Source organism: Pseudomonas neuropathica (assembly GCF_051174785.1).
Lineage (GTDB): Bacteria > Pseudomonadota > Gammaproteobacteria > Pseudomonadales > Pseudomonadaceae > Aquipseudomonas > Aquipseudomonas neuropathica_A.
The window spans coordinates 1,420,415-1,438,260 of sequence record NZ_CP195111.1; the positions used below are offsets into that span (position 1 = coordinate 1,420,415).

General features: G+C 59.4%; 17 protein-coding genes. 12 read left to right on the forward strand and 5 right to left on the reverse strand.

Annotated elements, in window-relative coordinates:
* Nucleotides 1–150 precede the first annotated feature (150 nt).
* The 8 genes from ACRRSD_RS06385 to ACRRSD_RS06420 all read left to right on the forward strand — a co-directional run bounded on the left by ACRRSD_RS06385 (nt 151) and on the right by ACRRSD_RS06420 (nt 9,501).
* Nucleotides 151–1,935 (forward strand): acyclic terpene utilization AtuA family protein, encoded by a 1,785-nt coding sequence (locus tag ACRRSD_RS06385; protein WP_435037543.1) that lies wholly within the window; start codon nt 151–153, stop codon nt 1,933–1,935.
* Between the two features lie 12 nt (nt 1,936–1,947).
* Entirely contained in the window at nt 1,948–2,817 is an 870-nt protein-coding gene (locus tag ACRRSD_RS06390; RefSeq protein ID WP_435037544.1) for an SDR family oxidoreductase, read from the forward strand.
* 3 nt (nt 2,818–2,820) lie between these two features.
* Nucleotides 2,821–4,437, forward strand: a complete 1,617-nt coding sequence (locus tag ACRRSD_RS06395) for an acyl-CoA carboxylase subunit beta (protein ID WP_435037545.1) — start codon at nt 2,821–2,823, stop codon at nt 4,435–4,437.
* A gap of 30 nt (nt 4,438–4,467) precedes the next feature.
* Nucleotides 4,468–5,625: a citronellyl-CoA dehydrogenase gene (gene atuD / locus ACRRSD_RS06400; protein ID WP_064120215.1), complete on the forward strand. Its 1,158-nt coding sequence runs from the start codon at nt 4,468–4,470 to the stop codon at nt 5,623–5,625.
* Nucleotides 5,622–6,419, forward strand: coding sequence for an enoyl-CoA hydratase/isomerase family protein (locus ACRRSD_RS06405; protein ID WP_435037546.1), 798 nt, complete (start codon nt 5,622–5,624; stop codon nt 6,417–6,419). Before atuD ends, ACRRSD_RS06405 begins: the two co-directional genes overlap by 4 nt.
* Before the next feature lie 117 nt (nt 6,420–6,536).
* On the forward strand, nt 6,537–8,498 hold the full coding sequence (locus ACRRSD_RS06410) for an acetyl/propionyl/methylcrotonyl-CoA carboxylase subunit alpha (RefSeq protein WP_435037547.1): 1,962 nt from the start codon (nt 6,537–6,539) through the stop codon (nt 8,496–8,498).
* A 70-nt stretch (nt 8,499–8,568) separates the two neighbouring features.
* Nucleotides 8,569–9,111, forward strand: a complete 543-nt coding sequence (locus tag ACRRSD_RS06415; RefSeq protein WP_435037548.1) for an exonuclease domain-containing protein — start codon at nt 8,569–8,571, stop codon at nt 9,109–9,111.
* 105 nt (nt 9,112–9,216) lie between these two features.
* Nucleotides 9,217–9,501, forward strand: a complete 285-nt coding sequence (locus ACRRSD_RS06420; RefSeq protein ID WP_003226701.1) for a pyrimidine/purine nucleoside phosphorylase — start codon at nt 9,217–9,219, stop codon at nt 9,499–9,501.
* Between the two features lie 73 nt (nt 9,502–9,574).
* Here the strand turns inward: ACRRSD_RS06420 and ACRRSD_RS06425 are convergent, their stop codons facing one another.
* Nucleotides 9,575–10,381 carry an MOSC domain-containing protein gene (locus ACRRSD_RS06425; RefSeq protein ID WP_435037549.1) on the reverse strand — a complete coding sequence of 269 codons (807 nt, stop codon included), beginning with the start codon at nt 10,379–10,381 and terminating at the stop codon, nt 9,575–9,577.
* A gap of 189 nt (nt 10,382–10,570) precedes the next feature.
* Entirely contained in the window at nt 10,571–11,506 is a 936-nt protein-coding gene (locus tag ACRRSD_RS06430; protein WP_038364198.1) for a chemotaxis protein CheV, read from the reverse strand.
* A gap of 454 nt (nt 11,507–11,960) precedes the next feature.
* Here ACRRSD_RS06430 and ACRRSD_RS06435 point away from each other — a divergent pair, with 454 nt between their 5' ends.
* The 3 genes from ACRRSD_RS06435 (at nt 11,961) to ACRRSD_RS06445 (ending at nt 14,465) form a co-directional block, all read left to right on the forward strand.
* Complete coding sequence (locus ACRRSD_RS06435; protein ID WP_435037550.1) at nt 11,961–12,428, forward strand: hypothetical protein; 468 nt, start codon at nt 11,961–11,963, stop codon at nt 12,426–12,428.
* A gap of 487 nt (nt 12,429–12,915) precedes the next feature.
* The gene (locus ACRRSD_RS06440) at nt 12,916–13,809 is read left to right on the forward strand and encodes a sensor histidine kinase (protein ID WP_435038477.1); all 894 of its coding nucleotides are present in this window, start codon (nt 12,916–12,918) and stop codon (nt 13,807–13,809) included.
* Nucleotides 13,806–14,465: a response regulator gene (locus tag ACRRSD_RS06445; protein ID WP_435037551.1), complete on the forward strand. Its 660-nt coding sequence runs from the start codon at nt 13,806–13,808 to the stop codon at nt 14,463–14,465. The genes ACRRSD_RS06440 and ACRRSD_RS06445 overlap by 4 nt, the downstream gene beginning before the upstream one ends.
* On the opposite strand, the gene yegS is transcribed toward ACRRSD_RS06445, so the two are convergent.
* Nucleotides 14,449–15,366 carry a lipid kinase YegS gene (gene yegS / locus ACRRSD_RS06450; RefSeq protein WP_435037552.1) on the reverse strand — a complete coding sequence of 306 codons (918 nt, stop codon included), beginning with the start codon at nt 15,364–15,366 and terminating at the stop codon, nt 14,449–14,451. The two genes, ACRRSD_RS06445 and yegS, sit on opposite strands and share 17 nt — an antisense overlap.
* A gap of 313 nt (nt 15,367–15,679) precedes the next feature.
* Here yegS and ACRRSD_RS06455 point away from each other — a divergent pair, with 313 nt between their 5' ends.
* Nucleotides 15,680–15,988, forward strand: a complete 309-nt coding sequence (locus ACRRSD_RS06455) for a hypothetical protein (RefSeq protein ID WP_435037553.1) — start codon at nt 15,680–15,682, stop codon at nt 15,986–15,988.
* Nucleotides 15,989–16,048: 60 nt separating this feature from the next.
* On the opposite strand, the gene ACRRSD_RS06460 is transcribed toward ACRRSD_RS06455, so the two are convergent.
* A complete protein-coding gene (locus tag ACRRSD_RS06460; RefSeq protein ID WP_435037554.1) occupies nt 16,049–17,275 on the reverse strand; it encodes a molybdopterin molybdotransferase MoeA in 1,227 nt (408 codons plus the stop codon).
* On the reverse strand, nt 17,259–17,798 hold the full coding sequence (gene moaB / locus ACRRSD_RS06465) for a molybdenum cofactor biosynthesis protein B (protein ID WP_007908664.1): 540 nt from the start codon (nt 17,796–17,798) through the stop codon (nt 17,259–17,261). Before moaB ends, ACRRSD_RS06460 begins: the two co-directional genes overlap by 17 nt.
* Nucleotides 17,799–17,846 lie beyond the last annotated feature (48 nt).

The window sequence follows — 17,846 nt, forward strand, 5'->3', positions numbered from 1 at the left end:
CCTGAAACCGCAGGGTTGCGCGCAATTTAAGCCGCCAGCGGCAACCAAGCAAGCGCTTGGGCAGAAGATAGTTTCAACTGTTTACAAACCAAGCGCTTGCTTGGTAGCCTCCAGACACTTCTGTCGCAGGTTGCTGAGTCGGAGATAAAAATGCCCACCACCGTCCGTATCGGATGTGCCAGTGCCTTCTGGGGTGACACGTCGAGCGCCGCCGCACAGTTAGTAGAAGGCGGCAAACTGGATTATCTGGTCTTCGACTACCTCGCCGAGATCACCATGTCGATAATGGCCGGCGCACGCATGAAGGATCCGCAGGCGGGGTTTGCCGGCGACTTCATCGAAGTGCTCACGCCCCTGTTGCCGCAGTTGGCCGAGCAGAACATCCGCGTGATCAGCAACGCCGGCGGGGTCAACCCACAAGCCTGTGCCAACGCCCTGCAAGCGGCATGCGACAAGGCCGGCATCGCGCTGAAAATCGCCGTGTTACTCGGCGATGACCTGCAACCACAATTCAAACAACTCAGCGGCATCACCGAGATGTTCAGCGGCGCCCCGCTGCCGCCGATGTGCTTATCGACCAACGCCTACCTCGGCGCGCCGGGTATCGTCGAAGCCCTGCGCCTGGGCGCCGACATTGTCATCACCGGACGGGTGGTCGACAGCGCCGTGGTCAGCGCCGCGCTGGTGCATGAATTCGGCTGGTCGTGGCACGATTACGACAAACTCGCCCAGGCCGCGCTGGCCGGGCACATCATCGAATGCGGCGCGCAGTGCACGGGTGGCAACTTCACCGATTGGCGCGACGTGCCGGATTACGAACACATCGGTTTTCCCATCGTCGAGGTCAGTGCTGATGGCCAATTCATTGTCAGCAAACCCGAAGGCTCTGGCGGGCTGATCACACCGCTGACCGTCGGCGAGCAGATGCTGTATGAAATCGGCGATCCGCAGGCGTATCTGCTGCCTGACGTGGTCTGCGATTTCAGCCAGGTCAAACTGCAGCAGCAAGGCAAAAACCTCGTTCATGTCCACGGCGCCAAAGGCCTGCCGCCCAGTGATAAATACAAGGTCAGCGCCACGTATCCGGACGGTTTTCGCTGCACCGCCAGTTGCCTGATCGCTGGCATCGATGCAGTGGAAAAAGCGCAGCGCGTCAGTCAGGCGATCATCGCCAAAACCGCAGAGATGTTCAGTCAGCGTGGTTGGCCGCCTTACACCGAAACCAACATCGAGCTGCTCGGCAGCGAAGCCACCTACGGCCCCCACGGTCAGCGTAACGATAGCCGTGAGGTGGTGATCAAACTCGCCGTGCGCCACCCGAACAAACAGGCACTGATTTTGTTCTCCCGGGAAATCGCCCAGGCCGCGACCGGCATGGCGCCGGGCCTGACCGGCATCGTCGGCGGCCGGCCGACGGTGTATCCGCTGATTCGCCTGTTTTCATTCCTGATCGAGAAAAGTGCCTGCACCTTGCAGATTGATCTGGCCGGCGTTCGCCATCCTTGTACCCTGCCTTCATTGGCAGCGCTCGACAGCGAAGATTTGCCGATTGCCCAGCATCCGCCGAAACCCCAGGGCCGCGCCGATGCCAGTGTGGCGTTGGTGAAACTGGCCGTGGCGCGCTCCGGCGACAAAGGCAATCACAGCAACATCGGCGTCATGCCGCGCAAGCCCGAATACCTGCCGTGGATCGCCGAAGCGCTGACCCCGGCCGTCATCGTCGACTGGATGAGTCATGTGCTCGACCCGATTCACGGCCGGGTCGAACGCTGGTATCTGCCCGGTACCCACAGCCTCAATTTTCTCTTGGAAAACGCTCTTGGCGGTGGTGGCGTGGCCAGTCTGCGCATCGATCCGCAAGGCAAAGCCTTCGCCCAACAACTGTTGGAAATCCAGATCCCGGTGCCGCAGAGCATCGCCGAACAGCTCGACTAGAGGATGGTTTGCATGGCTTACGCGTCGATTTTCAACGCCGATCTATTCAGCGGCCAGACCATCATCGTCACCGGCGGCGGTAGCGGCATCGGCCGTTGCACCGCGCATGAACTGGCAGCCCTCGGTGCCCGTGTGCTGCTGGTCGGGCGCAAACCGGAGAAACTGCAAAAGGTCGCCGCGGAAATTGCCGAGGACGGTGGCCACGCACACTGGCAGGCCTGCGATATCCGCGATGAAGAAGCGGTGAAACAACTGGTCAAGGAGCTGATCGCCGAGCATGGGCCGATCCATGGTCTGGTCAACAATGCCGGCGGTCAGTACCCGTCGCCCTTGGCCTCGATCAATCAGAAAGGTTTCGAAACCGTACTGCGCACCAATCTGGTCGGCGGATTTCTGATGGCGCGGGAAGTGTTCAACCAGTCGATGAGCAAACACGGCGGCAACATCGTCAACATGCTCGCCGACATGTGGGGCGGCATGCCCGGCATGGGCCACTCGGGCGCGGCGCGTTCGGGCATGGACAACTTCACCAAGACCGCCGCGTTCGAATGGGGCTATGCCGGGGTGCGGGTCAACGCGGTGGCGCCGGGCTGGATTGCCTCCAGCGGCATGGACACTTACGAAGGCGCGTTCAAAGCGGTGATTCCAACCCTGCGTGAACATGTACCGCTCAAGCGTATTGGCACCGAATCGGAAGTCAGTGCGGCCATCGTGTTTCTGCTCAGCCCGGCGGCGGCGTTCATCAGTGGCAGCACCTTGAAAATCGATGGCGCAGCCAGCCTCGGCAGTCGTGCATGGCCGTTGCACAAGGCCACTCACAGCGAGTCGTTCAACGGGTTCCACCGGGCGTACCTTCCCGATGTCCTCAAGGACAAGGAGTAAGCCATGCCGCAGATTCAGTCCCGACTCGATCCGCACAGCGAAACGTTCGCCCGCAACCGTGCGGCCATGCTCACGGCCATCGAGCAAGTCCAGCAACTCGAACAGAACCTGCTGAACAAAGCCGCCGAAGCCAAGGCGAAATTCGACAAGCGCGGGCAATTACTGCCGCGCGAACGCCTGAACCTGTTGCTCGATCCCGGCGCGCCGTTCCTCGAACTGGCCAGCCTCGCCGGCTACAAATTGCATGACGACAAGGACGGCAGCTCCGCCGGTGGCGGGCTGATCGCCGGTATCGGTTACGTCTGCGGCATCCGCGCGATGATCGTGGCGAACAACAGCGCGATCAAGGGCGGGACGATCTCGCCCAGCGGCCTGAAAAAATCCCTGCGCCTGCAACAGATCGCTCAGGAAAACAAACTCCCGGTGATCACCCTTGCCGAGAGCGGTGGTGCCAACCTCAATTACGCCGCGGAGATTTTCGTCGAAGGCGCACGCAGTTTTGCCAATCAGGCGCGGATGTCGGCAATGGGTTTGCCGCAGATCACCGTGGTGCACGGCTCGGCCACGGCGGGCGGCGCTTACCAGCCGGGACTGTCGGATTACGTGGTGGTGGTACGCGGCAAGGCCAAGCTGTTTTTGGCCGGCCCGCCATTGCTCAAAGCCGCCACCGGCGAAGTCGCCACCGATGAAGAGCTCGGCGGTGCCGAGATGCACGCGCAGATCGCCGGGACGGCTGAATACCTCGCGGAAAACGATGCCGACGGCGTGCGTCAGGTCCGCGAAATCCTCCGTATGCTGCCGTGGAACGAGCAACTGCCGTGGCTGCCGGAGCCGCAATACAAAGAGCCGCTCTACCCCATCGATGAATTGCTCGGGCTCATCCCCGACGATCCGAAAAAGCCCTATGACGTGCGCGAAATCATCGCGCGCATTGCCGATGAATCCTGTTTCGTCGAATTCAAAGGCGAGTTTGATCAGCAAACCATTTGCGGCCAATTGAAGATTCAGGGCCGCGCCTGCGGGTTCATCGGCAACAATGGCCCGATCACCCCGAACGGTGCGAGCAAGGCAGCGCAGTTCATCCAGTTGTGCGACCAGAGCCAGACCCCGCTGCTGTTTTTCCACAACACCACCGGTTTCATGGTCGGCACCGAATCCGAGCAGCAAGGGATAATCAAACACGGCTCGAAACTGATTCAAGCGGTAGCCAATGCACGGGTGCCTAAACTGACCATCGTCGTCGGCGGCTCCTACGGCGCCGGCAACTATGCGATGTGCGGCCGCGGTCTCGATCCGCGCTTTATCTTCGCCTGGCCGAACAGCCGCACGGCGGTGATGGGTGGCGCGCAGGCCGGCAAAGTGCTGCGCATTGTGACTGAAGCCAAACAGCTCAAGGACGGCCTCACGCCGGAGCCGAAAATGCTCGACATGCTCGAACAGGTCACCGCGCAGAAACTCGACAGCCAGTCCACCGCGCTTTACGGCAGCGCCAACCTGTGGGACGACGGGCTGATTGACCCGCGTGACACGCGCACCCTGCTCGGCTATTTGCTGGACATTTGCCACGAAGCCGACATTCGTACGCTGCAACCCAACAGCTTCGGCGTCAGCCGGTTCTGACCGCCACGGATCTTACGGAGAACAATAACAATGATCTTCACCCCGGAACACGAAGCACTGCGCCGCACCGTCCGCCAGTTCGTCGAGCATGAAATCAACCCGCACGTTGATGAATGGGAAAAGGCCGGTCGCTTTCCCATTCACGAAATTTTCCGCAAGGCTGGCGACCTCGGTTTGCTGGGCATTTCCAAACCGGAGAAATTCGGCGGCATGGGCCTCGACTACAGCTATTCGATTGTCGCCGCCGAAGAGTTCGGCACCATCCATTGCGGCGGCATTCCGATGTCGATCGGCGTGCAGACCGACATGTGTACGCCCGCCCTCGCCCGCTTCGGCTCCGATGAATTACGCGAAGAGTTCCTGCGCCCGGCGATCAGCGGCGAGCAGGTCGGCTGCATCGGCGTCTCCGAAGTTGGCGCCGGATCTGATGTGGCCGGGCTGAAAACCACCGCGCGCAAGGATGGCGACGACTATGTGATCAATGGCAGCAAGATGTGGATCACCAATTCGCCGAGCGCCGACTTCATCTGTCTGCTGGCTAATACCTCGGACGATAAGCCGCACATCAACAAGTCGCTGATCATGGTGCCGATGAACACGCCGGGGATCAGCCTCAGCTCGCACCTGGACAAGCTCGGCATGCGCAGTTCGGAAACCGCCCAGGTGTTTTTCGACAACGTGCGCGTGCCGCAGCGCAATCGCATCGGCCATGAAGGCGCCGGGTTCATGATGCAGATGCTGCAGTTTCAGGAGGAACGTCTGTTCGGCGCGGCGAACATGATCAAAGGCCTGGAATATTGCGTCGACAGCACCATCGAGTACTGCAAGGAGCGCAAGACCTTCGGCAATGCACTGATCGACAATCAGGTGATCCACTTCCGCCTCGCCGAATTGCAGACCGAAATCGAATGCCTGCGCGCGCTGGTCTATCAGGCCACCGAGCAGTACGTGAAAGGCCAGGACGTTACGCGATTGGCCTCGATGGCCAAGCTCAAGGCCGGACGCCTCGGTCGCGAAGTCAGCGACAGCTGCCTGCAATATTGGGGTGGCATGGGCTTCATGTGGGACAACCCGGTGGCCCGCGCCTATCGCGATGTGCGGCTGGTATCAATTGGCGGCGGCGCCGATGAAATCATGCTGGGGATCATCTGCAAACTGATGGGCATCCTCCCGGGGAAAAAGAAATGAGCAGCCTGCCGGATTGCCAGACGCTGTTGCTGGAACTGCATGGCGGCGTGCTGCACATCACCCTCAATCGCCCGGACAGCCGCAATGCGATGAGCCTGCAGATGGTCTGCGAATTACGCACAGTGTTGAGCGCAGTTCGAAATGACCGATCAGTTCGGGCGTTGGTGCTCAGCGGTGCCGGTGGGCATTTCTGTGCCGGTGGCGATATCAAGGACATGGCCAGCGCTCGCGCTCAGGGTGCGCAGGCATATCGCGATCTGAACCGCGCGTTCGGCGCCCTGCTGGAAGAAGCACAGCACGCGCCGCAAGTGCTGATCACGGTGTTGCAAGGCGCGGTGCTTGGCGGCGGTTTCGGGCTGGCGTGTGTCAGCGATATCGCGATTGCCGATCACCAGGCGCAATTCGGCCTGCCGGAAACCAGCCTCGGCTTGCTGCCAGCGCAGATTGCGCCGTTTGTGGTGCAGCGCATCGGCCTGACCGAAACCCGCCGACTGGCGCTGACCGCTGCGCGTTTTGACGGGCATCAGGCACGGCGTCTGGGGCTGGTGCATTTTGTCGAGCAGGATGCCCAAGCGCTGGCCGAGCGGCTCGATGAGGTGTTGCAGCATGTGCTGTGTTGCGCGCCGGAGGCGAATGCAATGACCAAGAAATTGTTGTTGGCGAGTGCCGGGCAGCCTTCGAGTGAATTGCTTGATGAGGCGGCGCAGTGGTTTAGCGAAGCGGTGACTGGCGACGAAGGGATCGAGGGCACCATGGCTTTCGTGCAAAAGCGTAAACCGCGGTGGGCCAGCTAAAAGCTTCGCGAGCAGGCTCGCTCCCACAGGTTTTGTGAACGATGCAAATTCCTGTGGGAGCGAGCCTGCTCGCGAAGAGGCCAGCCAACCCACCGCCAAATACTCAGGAAGATCACCATGCCCGCCATCCGCAAAATCCTGATCGCCAACCGCGGTGAAATCGCCTGCCGCATCCAGCGCACCGCGCAAGCTTTGGGTTACCGCACCGTTGCCGTTTTCTCCGACGCCGACGCCGATGCCCTGCACGTCAAAATGGCCGACCAAGCCGTACACATCGGCCCCGCCCCCGTGCAGCAGTCGTATCTGAACATCCCGGCGATCCTCAACGCCGCCCGCCGCAGCGGCGCCGACGCCATCCATCCCGGCTACGGTTTTCTCTCGGAAAACGCCGAGTTCGCCCGCGCCTGCGAACAAGCGGGGCTGATCTTCATCGGCCCCAGCGTCGCAGCCATCGAATTGATGGGCAGCAAACGCCGCTCGAAAATCGCCATGCTCGAAGCCGGCGTGCCGTGCATCGCCGGTTATCAAGGTGCCGAACAGGACGACGCCACTCTGCTGCGTGAAGCCGACCGCATCGGCTATCCACTGATGATCAAGGCCAGTGCCGGCGGGGGTGGGCGCGGCATGCGTCTACTGCACAACGCCGCTGACTTGCCGGCGCAACTGCGCACCGCGCGCTCCGAAGCACTGAATGGTTTCGGCAGCGACGAATTGATCCTCGAACAGGCATTGATCGAACCACGGCATGTCGAAGTGCAGCTGTTCGGCGATCATCACGGCAACCTGATCTATCTCGGCGAACGCGACTGCTCGATCCAGCGTCGCCACCAGAAAGTCGTCGAGGAAGCGCCCTGCCCGGTGATGACCGCCGAACTGCGCCAGGCCATGGGTGAGGCGGCATTGAAGGCTGGCCGCGCAGTCAATTATGTCGGCGCCGGCACCGTGGAGTTTTTGCTCGATGCGCGCGGGCAGTTCTACTTTCTGGAGATGAACACGCGCCTGCAAGTCGAGCATCCGGTGACTGAATTGATCACCGGGCTGGATCTGGTCGCGTGGCAATTGCTGGTCGCCGAGGGGCAGCCGTTGCCACTGACCCAAGACCAGGTGCAGCTCAACGGGCATGCCATGGAAGTGCGGCTTTACGCCGAAGATCCCGCGCAAGACTTCCTCCCGCAAACCGGCCGTGTCGAAGCCTGGGAACCGGCGCTGCAGCATGGTGCGCGAATCGATCATGGCTTACTGGAAGGACAATCGATCAGCCCGTTCTACGATCCGATGCTGGGCAAAGTGATCGCCTTTGGCGCCACCCGCGAAGAAGCCCGGCGCAAACTCTTGCGCGCGGTACAGGACACGGTGTTATTGGGCGTGCAAAGCAATCAGCGCTTGCTGGCCAGCCTGTTGCAACATCCGCAGTTCATCAGTGGCGAATTCAGTACCGGTTTCATTGCCCGGCACTTCCGCGAACATCCTTGTTTGCAACGTTACATTCCGGATGCCGAGGAACTGGCGATTGCAGCGATGCTTTTCTATCAAGCAAGCGCCCTTGCCCATCGCGCGCCACTGACTGGCTGGCGCAACAACGCCAGTGTGCCGCTGCATTATCGACTCGGGCTTGATGATCAGAACTGGACGGTGCAACTGCTCGCTCAAGCGCAAGGTGCCTTCACCGTACAGGTTGCCGAGCGCACGCTCGAGTTAACACTCATCGACCACGACACGCAGTCGCTGACGCTGGAAATCGACGGTTTGCGCCAGCGTCACGCGTATCGACTTGATAGCGGGCACCTCTGGCTGTGCACAGATCCCGGCAGTCTGCGCCTGGAGGATCGAACTCACGCGGTGATCGACAGTCAGACCAGCGTCAGCTCCGGCACCCTGAAAGCGCCGATGGACGGTGCCATCATCGACGTTCTCGTCAGCGAAGGCAGCCCGGTCAGTAAGGGTCAGTTGCTGGTGGTACTGGAGGCAATGAAAATGGAGCACCCGCTCAAGGCCGGCATCGACGGCGTGCTCAAGCGGGTGCAGGTCAAAGTCGGCGATCAGGTAAAAAATCGTCAGGTTCTGTTGCAGGTCGAGTAGTCACCCACACACCCATGCGGGTTTTGACTACGCTCTGAGTTATCAGAACGCGGAAATCAGGAACCCTGCGATGCCCCACTGGCTGGTCATAGATCTGGAAGCCACCACCGATGAGGGTGGCTGGCCGGTCACCGAGATGGAAATTATCGAGATCGGCGCCACCTTGGTCGATCGCGCCGGGCGCGAGCAGGATCACTTCCAGCGCTTCGTCAAACCGGCGCGGCGGCCGTTGCTCACGCCTTTTTGTCGTGAACTGACGCACATCACCCAGGCCAATATCGATTCGGCACAACTGCTGACCGAGGTCTGGCCGGCGTTCGAACGCTGGCTCGCGCAACATCAGACACGTCTCGAAGGCTGGGCCAGTTGGGGCGACTACGACCGCAAGCAATTGCTCCAGGAATGGCAGCGCCTGCAAATCGACAGCGGCTTGAGCCGGGTGCCGCACATGAACCTCAAACAACGCTTTGCCAAGGCCCGGCGCCTGGAACGGCCACTGGGGCTCAACGGTGCACTGCAACTGGCTGGCATGCAGTTCAGCGGTCAGCAGCATCGGGCGCTGGAGGATGCGCGTAACACTGCGCGACTGTTGCCGCTGGTATTGCCACTCTAGGGTCAATTCGAGAACTCAGCGGACAGACGCCGGGCAGGTGACGGCGCCAAACGCCTTGTGCATACTGGCCGCCTCCAATTTTTAACCCTTTTCGAGGAATCGCCCATGTTTAAAGTCAACGAGTACTTCGACGGCACCGTCAAGTCGATCGCCTTTGGCACCGCTGAGGGTCCGGCGACCATCGGCGTCATGGCCCCGGGCGAATACGAATTCGGCACCGCTCAGCGTGAAATCATGCATGTGGTGTCCGGCGCACTGACCGTCAAACTGCCCGACAGCAGCGACTGGGAAACCTTCGCTGCTGGCAGCCAGTTCAATGTCCCGGCCAACAGCAAGTTCCAGCTGAAGGTTGCGGTCGACACCGCTTACCTGTGCGAATACCGCGGCTAAAAGCAACGGTTTCACTGCACCAACAAAAATGCCCGTGTCCAAGGACACGGGCATTTTTCGTTTCAGTGACAGACTACTCGAGAATCTCCACCGGCATGCCGACTTCGAGTCGACCATTGCTGTCATTCACCAGATTCTGGCCAAACATCGCACCATCGGCTTCAGCACGATATTTCTGCAAGGTGGCCAGCGGCTCACGATCGGCACTGCGCTCACCGGTTTTCGGGTCGATCGTGGTGAGGATGCAGCGCGAACACGGCTTGACCACACGGAACTCGACTTCGCCAATGCGAATGCGCTTCCAATTGTCTTCGGCGTAAGCCTCGCTACCTTCAATCACCAGATTCGGCCGAAAGCGCAGCATTTCCAGCGGACGACCGACCTTTTGCGAGAGATCCTGCCGGGACGCCTCGCCGATCAACAGCAGGGGGAATCCGTCGGCGAAGGCGACCTGATCATCATCCTTGCCGAAACCTGCCTGAGTCATGCGGGCACGATCCAGCGGTACCTGCACGAGACGGGTCGGCTTGCCGATGAAATCGCTGACCCAGCGCGCGGCCTCATTACCGGCATCCGGCACGCGCAAGGTGTCGCGCCAGATCGTCACACCACGCAGTTCGGCGTCATTGTCCGGCAAGGCAATATCGATGGAGGACTGTTCAGGTGCGCTCAGGGTCAGACCGCCTTGCGCATTCCAGAGTGCCGACAACTGACTCATCTTCGCTTCGGCGCGCTGGGTCAGGAAACGGCCGCTGGCTTCATCGACGAGCATCCAGCGTCGGTCGCCATCAAGCCCCAGCTTGTCGAGGTCGACGCTTTGCAGCACATCGACTTTGCCGGATTTCAACGGGTAACGATAAAGCGCGCTCAGACGCAACATGGCCAGCTCCCTGGAGGATAAAAACGCCACCCTATACGAGCTTTATCCGCGAATCAAAGGAGTTTGTGCGCTGCAAACCTTGTGGGAGCGAGCTTGCTCGCGAAAGCGGAAATTCATTCAACACATGTGTCGACAGGGAATCCGCCTTCGCGAGCAAGCTCGCTCCCACAGGAGGCCGAAGCGTTTGGGTCAGGCCGGGACTTCGTCGAGCATCAGGCGCTGGCGCACCACGTCGACCAGTTTGTCCGGCTGAAACTTGGAGAGGAAGTTGTCGCAACCGACCTTCTTCACCATCGAGTCGTTGAAACTGCCGGACAGTGAAGTGTGCAGCACCACGTACAAACCACGCAGACGCGGGTCATTGCGAATTTCGGTGGTCAGACGATAGCCGTCCATTTCCGGCATTTCCGCATCGGTGAAAATCATCAGCAGCTTGTCGGTCATGTTCACGCCGGTATCAGCCCAGCCCTTGAGCATGTTCAACGCCTTCAGGCCATCGCTGGCAATGTGCATTTTCACGCCGAGCTGGCCGAGGGTGTCGCGCAATTGCGAAAGCGCCACATTGGAATCGTCCACCAGCAGCACTTCGCGGCCACGGGCGCGCTCCAGCACCGGATCATCAAGCTTGTCGCGCGAGACCTTGGCGTTGTACGGGACGATTTCGGCGAGGACTTTCTCGACGTCGATGATTTCCACCAGTTGATCGTCGACCTTGCTGATCGCGGTCAGGTAATGTTGACGCCCTGCGCTGGTCGGCGGCGGCAGAATGGCTTCCCAGTTCATGTTGACGATGCGGTCTACACCACCGACGAGGAAGGCCTGCACCGAACGGTTGTACTCGGTGACGATGATGGTGCTGTTCGGCCCCGGCACCAACGGACGCATGCCGATCGCCTGCGACAGATCGATCACCGGCAAGGTCTGACCGCGCAGATTGACCACTCCGCACACAAACGGGTGACGCTGCGGCATCAAAGTCAGCTTTGGCAGTTGCAGCACTTCCTGAACCTTGAACACGTTGATCGCGAACAACTGACGCCCGGCCAGTCGAAACATGAGAATTTCCAGGCGATTCTCACCCACTAGTTGCGTGCGTTGGTCTACCGTGTCGAGAATGCCGGCCATCAATGACTCCTGGGCTTGTTCTGATGAATTCACTATGTGAGGTTATCGGCGGCGAATCGCGGTTCTTGATTGCCAAGCCAGACCCCGTCAAAAATGCCACGAACAGGCATTGATGTCACATTAACATCATGCTTTACTGACCCGGTGATTTTCATCTGCTACATTCTCTGCTGCGCGACCTCGGTTTGCACGGTAGGTTCCCGTGCCTAAGGGATTCCCCTAGTAACAATCAGGCCCAACCTGATATTCGCAATATCCAATAGCCATTAATGTGACGCCATTCTCATTGCATGAACGGAGTCAGGCTATTGTGTGCGATCGCAATTCAGCGGAAACAAGCCCTCTGGAACCTCTCAGTCTGTGCACCTGCACGTCTGGGCGCGATCTCCCGACGATTCATGATCGTCGCCACACACGGCATTCCCTCATCAGACATGACGTGGTGGAGATAAGCATGCCAATGGACCGCAAAGAGTGGGCAGAACGCTTCCCCGAGTTCCTTGCCGAGGCCGAAAAACTCTTGGCCAAGTCCGAAGAATGCCTCAGCCATTTGCAACTGATCAGCAATGACAAGGACGCCATCGAGTGCATGCTCGGCACCCTCCTCAAACTTGCACGCAGGGCTGAAGCCCTGGCGCTGGAGGCGATCTCCGAATTCTCGCTGCACATTTACAGCTTGCTCAACCTGCCCCAGGACCGTATCGACCTCCACGAACAGGCTCTGCAAGCACTGCAGGATTGCTTCACGCTGATGGCCTGGCAACTCGAACTGATTGATCAGAAGACCGGGCAACTGAGTCTGGACGAAAGCGAACAGGCTTCGCTGATCGAAGCATTCGCCTTCCAGGTCGGCCAAAGTCAGCTTCAGCCGGCACTCGCGGGCAAACGTTTGCCCCAACGGCCGTATTCAGGACAAGCCTGATCATCAGTCTGCACACGCATGGCCACTCGGGACGCAAGCGTTGCATGTCGTAATTGAAAGCGTTCATACCTGCCAGCGACAAGTCGAATTAAATAATCACCTCTGACAGACATAAATGTTTCCTGCCGGCCTCAGGGTTTGCCTGTGTGTTAAGAAGCACAACTTCGGGCAACACCGACATCTATCGAAGACAATAATCCGTCTGTTTTCCATTATGGAACTTACGTCCAATATCACGTATTTCCTGACTCAATGGACATATATAGCGAGCGCGACCAACGGTATCTTAAGTGGTATTATGCCGCCCATTAGTTGCTTTCAAATTAGTGGCACAGTGATTTCAGAGAGAGCCATCCACTGAAGTCGGCAGTCAATACGTTCACTGAACGCATTGAAATCAATAACATAATTGACAGCATTTTCAGACAGAGACCCGCCAGCCTCCGGCCGGTCTGCCCGCAGCGAACATCCATTGGCTCCATCCGTTATGTACGCCAGTCTCAAGTCAATCACCACATGGCCACCCTCCCGGGAAAATGCACGCCGGTTCACACTCATACTGTGTATCGCGGCAACGCTCGGCAGTCTGCTGACCTATGGTCTGTCGACACCACTTAGCCTGGGTTTGCTACTGCTCGACATGGCCGCCACCGCGTGCGTCTGGGTGCAATATCGGTTGTCACGCAAATCGATCAAGTTCCAGCCACAAGAACTTGCTGACCGCCTGCTGGAAGTCCAGGAAAACGAGCGTCATCGCCTCAGCCGCGAACTGCACGACGATATCGGCCAATTGCTGACGGCTGCCAAACTGCAAAGCGAGTGGCTCAAACGACGCATGCCGGATGAATTGCAGGAACAGTGCACGGCGTTGTGCGACACCCTGGAAGAAACCCTCAACAAGGTGCGCGACGTTTCGGCGATTCTCAATCCACGCCAGTTGACCAGCCTGGGGCTTGAAGCCAGCCTGCGCGCGCATCTGCTCAAGACATTGACCAACACCAGCGTGCACTGGAGCCTCGATTGCCAGCAGCGACTTAACGGTATTCCGGAAGAAATGGCGGTCGCGGCCTTTCGTATTACCCAAGAGGCTGTTACCAATATTCTGCGTCACGCCCAGGCGAAAAACCTGGTGATACGCGTGCAACGTCTGCCCAAAGGTCTGACGTTGCTGATCAGCGATGACGGCCTGGGGTTCGCCCCGTCGGCCAATCCGGGTCGAGAAGGACAACGAGGCATGGCCGGGATGGCCGAACGAATCGAGCAACTGGGTGGCACCCTGAACGTCATCAGCGAACCGGGCAAAGGCACTCAAATCGAAGCACTCTTCCCCTGGGCGCCTCGCGCACTCGAGCGGGCCAGTACGAATAAGGTTATGCGTTGACTTGCAACTTACTTCTGGTGGATGACCACTCGCTGATCAGGGCCGGCGTGCGCGCTCTGGTGCTGGATATTCCCGGTTACGCGGTGATTGGCGAGGCCAATGACGGCTCGCAGCTGCTCGAGATGGTCGAGCAACTGAGTCCGGATATCGTATTGCTGGATATCTCCATGAAAGAAACCGGTGGCCTGGAAGCTTTGCAGCGACTCAAGCGAGTCCGTCCGCAGAGCAAGGTGCTGATCCTGTCGATGCATACCGATCCGGCGCTGATCATGCAGGCACTGGAGTCCGGCGCCCACGGCTACCTGCTCAAAGACACCACGGCCACCGAACTCGAACATGCACTGGAAGCCTTGCGCAACAACGAGCGCTACCTGAGCCCGGCCATCGCCCACACAGTGATCAATCAGGCCCTGACCCGTAATCAGAAGCAGCAGCCGGAGGTCGCCGACTCGCACAATCTGACCGCGCGCCAACTGGAAATCCTGCGCTTGATCGTGCGGGGCAAATCCACCCGGGAAATCGCCAATGGCCTGGGGCTGAGCATCAAGACTGTCGAGACCCACCGTTCACAGATCATGAAGCGCCTGCAAATCTACGACGTAGCGGGCCTGGTGCTTTTCGCCGTACGCGAACAGATCATCAGCCTGGACGACTGACCGATCCGGTGCCGCTCAACAATGGAGAATGCTCCGGTAAATGCACGCGCAACGCTGCCGGACGCGCTTCAAATCGCAAGCTGTCACCTTCCAGTGGTTCGCCATCCAGATTGATGCAGAGCCCCTCGGCCACTTTGATTTCGACCCATGGCAAACGGGCTCGGACAAACATGTTATCGATGCCGAAACCATCGCTGAGCAGCGTCTTCAACGTGCCCACCAGCTCCTGTGGCGCCGGCAGGATGCTGATATCAAGCAAACCGTCATCGGCCAGCGCTTCCGGGCACAGTACGTGCCCGCCACCGGCCTGACGGCCATTGCCGATACCCAGCGCGAGCATTTCGCCACTCCAGTGAAAGTCCGGCCCCTGAAGTTCGCCATAAGCGGCATGCAGCTCGCTGAATCGTGACAAACCGGTGAACAGATAGGCTGCACCACCGAGTACTTTTTTCAGGTCCTCGGACGTATTGGCCGTGACCTGACTACCGAAACCACCCGTGGCCATATTCAGGAAAATCTGCCCGCCAACCTCGCCCAGATCGATGTCGCGCGGCGGCACATCAAGCAGCTCAAGCGCTTCGGCAGGCTCCAGTGGCACACCGGCGGCGCGGGAAAAGTCGTTAGCGGTGCCCAAAGGTAAAAGCACCAGGCTGGCTTTGCCCGGATGCGCCGCGAGCGCTTCGGCGATGTCGCGCAACGTGCCATCTCCACCGCCGGCGATAATCTTTGTGTAGCCGTCCGCCAAGGCTTGCTCCACCCAACGCTGAGCGTCCCCTGCCTCCCAGGTCAGACGCACGGCCAGCTCCCAGCCTTGCTTGCGCTTGTCCTCGACGGCGGTGCGAACCGCCTCGTTGAGTGCCTGCTTGCCATGCAGTATCAACAGCGCCCGGCGTTCACTCATCACGTCACTCCCAAAATCGAATCGATTGAGACATCTTGACCGCAGCGGCAGGCAAAAAAGCCGTCAGCCCCCTAATTAATTCAACCTTTTGGCGCGGGCGTCCTACACAGCGGTATTTTTTCTTACAAAACATGCGGAATCGGCTTAATTGACCCGGTCCGAGCATTGGGGCACCGTGTGCTCGCGGTATTGATCTTCAATCCAACACACAAGGACGTGCATGTAATGAGTGGATACACCCCCAAGGCTCATGTCAGTTCCAGAGCTGGAAAAGGCTGCAAACAAACATTTGAATCAACTGGTGGATGCTTCCATGCCAAGCCATGAAGCCAGAATGCCAGTGAGTCCGGTTGGCCCCCTCGTCGAAAGTCGCGCGAATCACAAATCCGATTTCAAAAACAGCGCCAGAACCACTGGAGAAGTTGATATGGAACCCCGAGTGACCGAGCTGGAAACCCATCTCAAATACCTTCGGCGGGACATGGACGAAGTCCGCGGTGATGTCAGAACGATCAAACACCGGCTCGCCTACTCGGCGGGTGCAACAGCGGTGGTGCTGGGTCTGCTGGGCTGGGTGGCCAATAGCCGATTCGACCAGCTTGTGACATTGATCAGCAATTAAGTGAATGAGTCATTGCAGGCGCCGCCTGAGTCAGCCGACGCCTGCATTTGCACGACAGTATCAGCCCAGCAGTTCGCTCAGCGGAATGAAGAGTACGGGGTCTCCTGCGCTCAGCGTACGACCTTCCAGCACTTCGACCAATCCATCCGCCCACGCCGCGCTACGTAGCACGCCTGAGCTCTGGTTGCGGTAAACAGTCGCCCGTCCTTGCTCCAGACGGCCCCGCAGGTACTCACGCCGATTGCCTGCCACCGGCCAGTCAAAACCAGCCGGTACGGTGAACTTCAGCGGCTCGACGTCCCGCACGCCCTGCCGGCGCAACAGGTAAGGTCGAGTGAGCAGCGCAAAGGTCACCAGTGTCGACGCCGGATTGCCTGGCAAGCCAAGGACGGGCACGTTGCGGAAATAGCCAAACGTGAGCGGTTTACCGGGTTTTATCGCCAGCTTCCAAAGGGCAAGCTCGCCCTCTTCTCGCAAAGCGATACCGAGAAAGTCCGCCTCACCCACCGACACGCCACCGGTGGAAAGAATCAGATCAACATCCTGCAACTCGCCCAGGCGGGCACGGGTCGTGGCCAGATTATCCGGAAGAATACCGGCGTCGATCACCTCACAACCCAAACGCTGCAGCCAACTGCACAGCAATACCCGATTACTGTTGAATATCTGACCCGGCCCCAATGCCTGTCCCGGTTCGACCAATTCATCGCCGGTGGAAATCACCGCCACCCGAACCTTGCGTACGACCTTAAGCCCGGCGCAGCCCAACGATGCCGCCAGCCCCTGCTCGATCGGACCCAGCCGGGTTCCGGCAGGCAGGATCAACTCACCGACGGTGGTTTCCTGGCCATGCGGGCGTATGTTCTGCCCGACCTTCATTGGTTCGAGGAAGCGCACCATGTCATCGGTTTGAACCTCTGCATTTTCCTGCATTTCCACGCAGTCAGCGCCCGCAGGCACCGGAGCTCCGGTGAAAATCCGTGCACAGGTGCCCGGCTTCAGCGGTTCGGGAGATTGCCCGGCGAACACCTTCTGACTGACCGGCATGGATTCGCCGGTCCAGTCCGCCAGGTTCAGCGCATAACCATCCATGGCACTGTTAGGCCAGGGCGGCAAATCCAGCGTCGAAATCAAGTCTTCACTCAGCACACGCCCCTGAACCTGAACCAGCGGTAAGTACTCATGCTCGACAATGGGCGAGGCTTCGGCCATGTCGAGCAGGCGAGCTAACGCCACCTCGACCGGCATCAGTGCCCCGGTCTTGCCAGGCTTACCCACGGGATTCACAAGGCGCCGCCTGCTTCAAATGAGTCACGAAATTGCACGGGCGATGACGTGCGTCCAACTGCTCACCCAGAATGCCATCCCAACCGGTACGTACGGCATTGGTCGACCCCGGCAAGCAGCAGACCAGCGTGCCATTGGCCAGACCGGCCAGCGCACGGGACTGAACTGTTGAGGTGCCGATATCGGCTACCGAAATCTGCCGGAACAACTCTCCAAACCCGTCGACTTGCTTGTCGAGCAGGCAGGCGACCGCTTCAGGTGTACTGTCGCGGCCAGTAAATCCTGTACCGCCGGTGATCAGCACGACCTGTACGACATCGTCGGCAATCCAGGTGGCGACTTGCGCGCGAATTTTGTAGAGGTCATCTTTAAGCAAGACCCGCTGCGCCAGAAAATGGCCCGCCGCCGTCAAGCGGTCGACAAAGACCTGACCTGAGGTGTCGGTTTCCAGGGTGCGGGTGTCACTGACTGTCAGCACCGCAATATTGAGCGGCACGAAAGGTACATCAGCCTTGGCTTTCATAGGCTCGTCCAGTTGTAGGAGAAACAGCCCGGTGTTATATCACAGCGC

What these genes read in the sequence shown, in the direction of transcription:
- yegS (WP_435037552.1), bottom strand. Translation starts at nt 15,366, where the DNA reads ATGAGTGAACGCCGGGCGCTGTTGATACTGCATGGCAAGCAGGCACTC.
- ACRRSD_RS06425 (WP_435037549.1), bottom strand. Translation starts at nt 10,381, where the DNA reads ATGTTGCGTCTGAGCGCGCTTTATCGTTACCCGTTGAAATCCGGCAAA.
- atuD (WP_064120215.1), top strand. Translation starts at nt 4,468, where the DNA reads ATGATCTTCACCCCGGAACACGAAGCACTGCGCCGCACCGTCCGCCAG.
- ACRRSD_RS06455 (WP_435037553.1), top strand. Translation starts at nt 15,680, where the DNA reads ATGCCAAGCCATGAAGCCAGAATGCCAGTGAGTCCGGTTGGCCCCCTC.
- ACRRSD_RS06390 (WP_435037544.1), top strand. Translation starts at nt 1,948, where the DNA reads ATGGCTTACGCGTCGATTTTCAACGCCGATCTATTCAGCGGCCAGACC.
- ACRRSD_RS06415 (WP_435037548.1), top strand. Translation starts at nt 8,569, where the DNA reads ATGCCCCACTGGCTGGTCATAGATCTGGAAGCCACCACCGATGAGGGT.
- ACRRSD_RS06420 (WP_003226701.1), top strand. Translation starts at nt 9,217, where the DNA reads ATGTTTAAAGTCAACGAGTACTTCGACGGCACCGTCAAGTCGATCGCC.
- ACRRSD_RS06410 (WP_435037547.1), top strand. Translation starts at nt 6,537, where the DNA reads ATGCCCGCCATCCGCAAAATCCTGATCGCCAACCGCGGTGAAATCGCC.
- ACRRSD_RS06385 (WP_435037543.1), top strand. Translation starts at nt 151, where the DNA reads ATGCCCACCACCGTCCGTATCGGATGTGCCAGTGCCTTCTGGGGTGAC.
- ACRRSD_RS06440 (WP_435038477.1), top strand. Translation starts at nt 12,916, where the DNA reads ATGTACGCCAGTCTCAAGTCAATCACCACATGGCCACCCTCCCGGGAA.
- ACRRSD_RS06435 (WP_435037550.1), top strand. Translation starts at nt 11,961, where the DNA reads ATGCCAATGGACCGCAAAGAGTGGGCAGAACGCTTCCCCGAGTTCCTT.
- ACRRSD_RS06395 (WP_435037545.1), top strand. Translation starts at nt 2,821, where the DNA reads ATGCCGCAGATTCAGTCCCGACTCGATCCGCACAGCGAAACGTTCGCC.
- ACRRSD_RS06430 (WP_038364198.1), bottom strand. Translation starts at nt 11,506, where the DNA reads ATGGCCGGCATTCTCGACACGGTAGACCAACGCACGCAACTAGTGGGT.
- moaB (WP_007908664.1), bottom strand. Translation starts at nt 17,798, where the DNA reads ATGAAAGCCAAGGCTGATGTACCTTTCGTGCCGCTCAATATTGCGGTG.
- ACRRSD_RS06405 (WP_435037546.1), top strand. Translation starts at nt 5,622, where the DNA reads ATGAGCAGCCTGCCGGATTGCCAGACGCTGTTGCTGGAACTGCATGGC.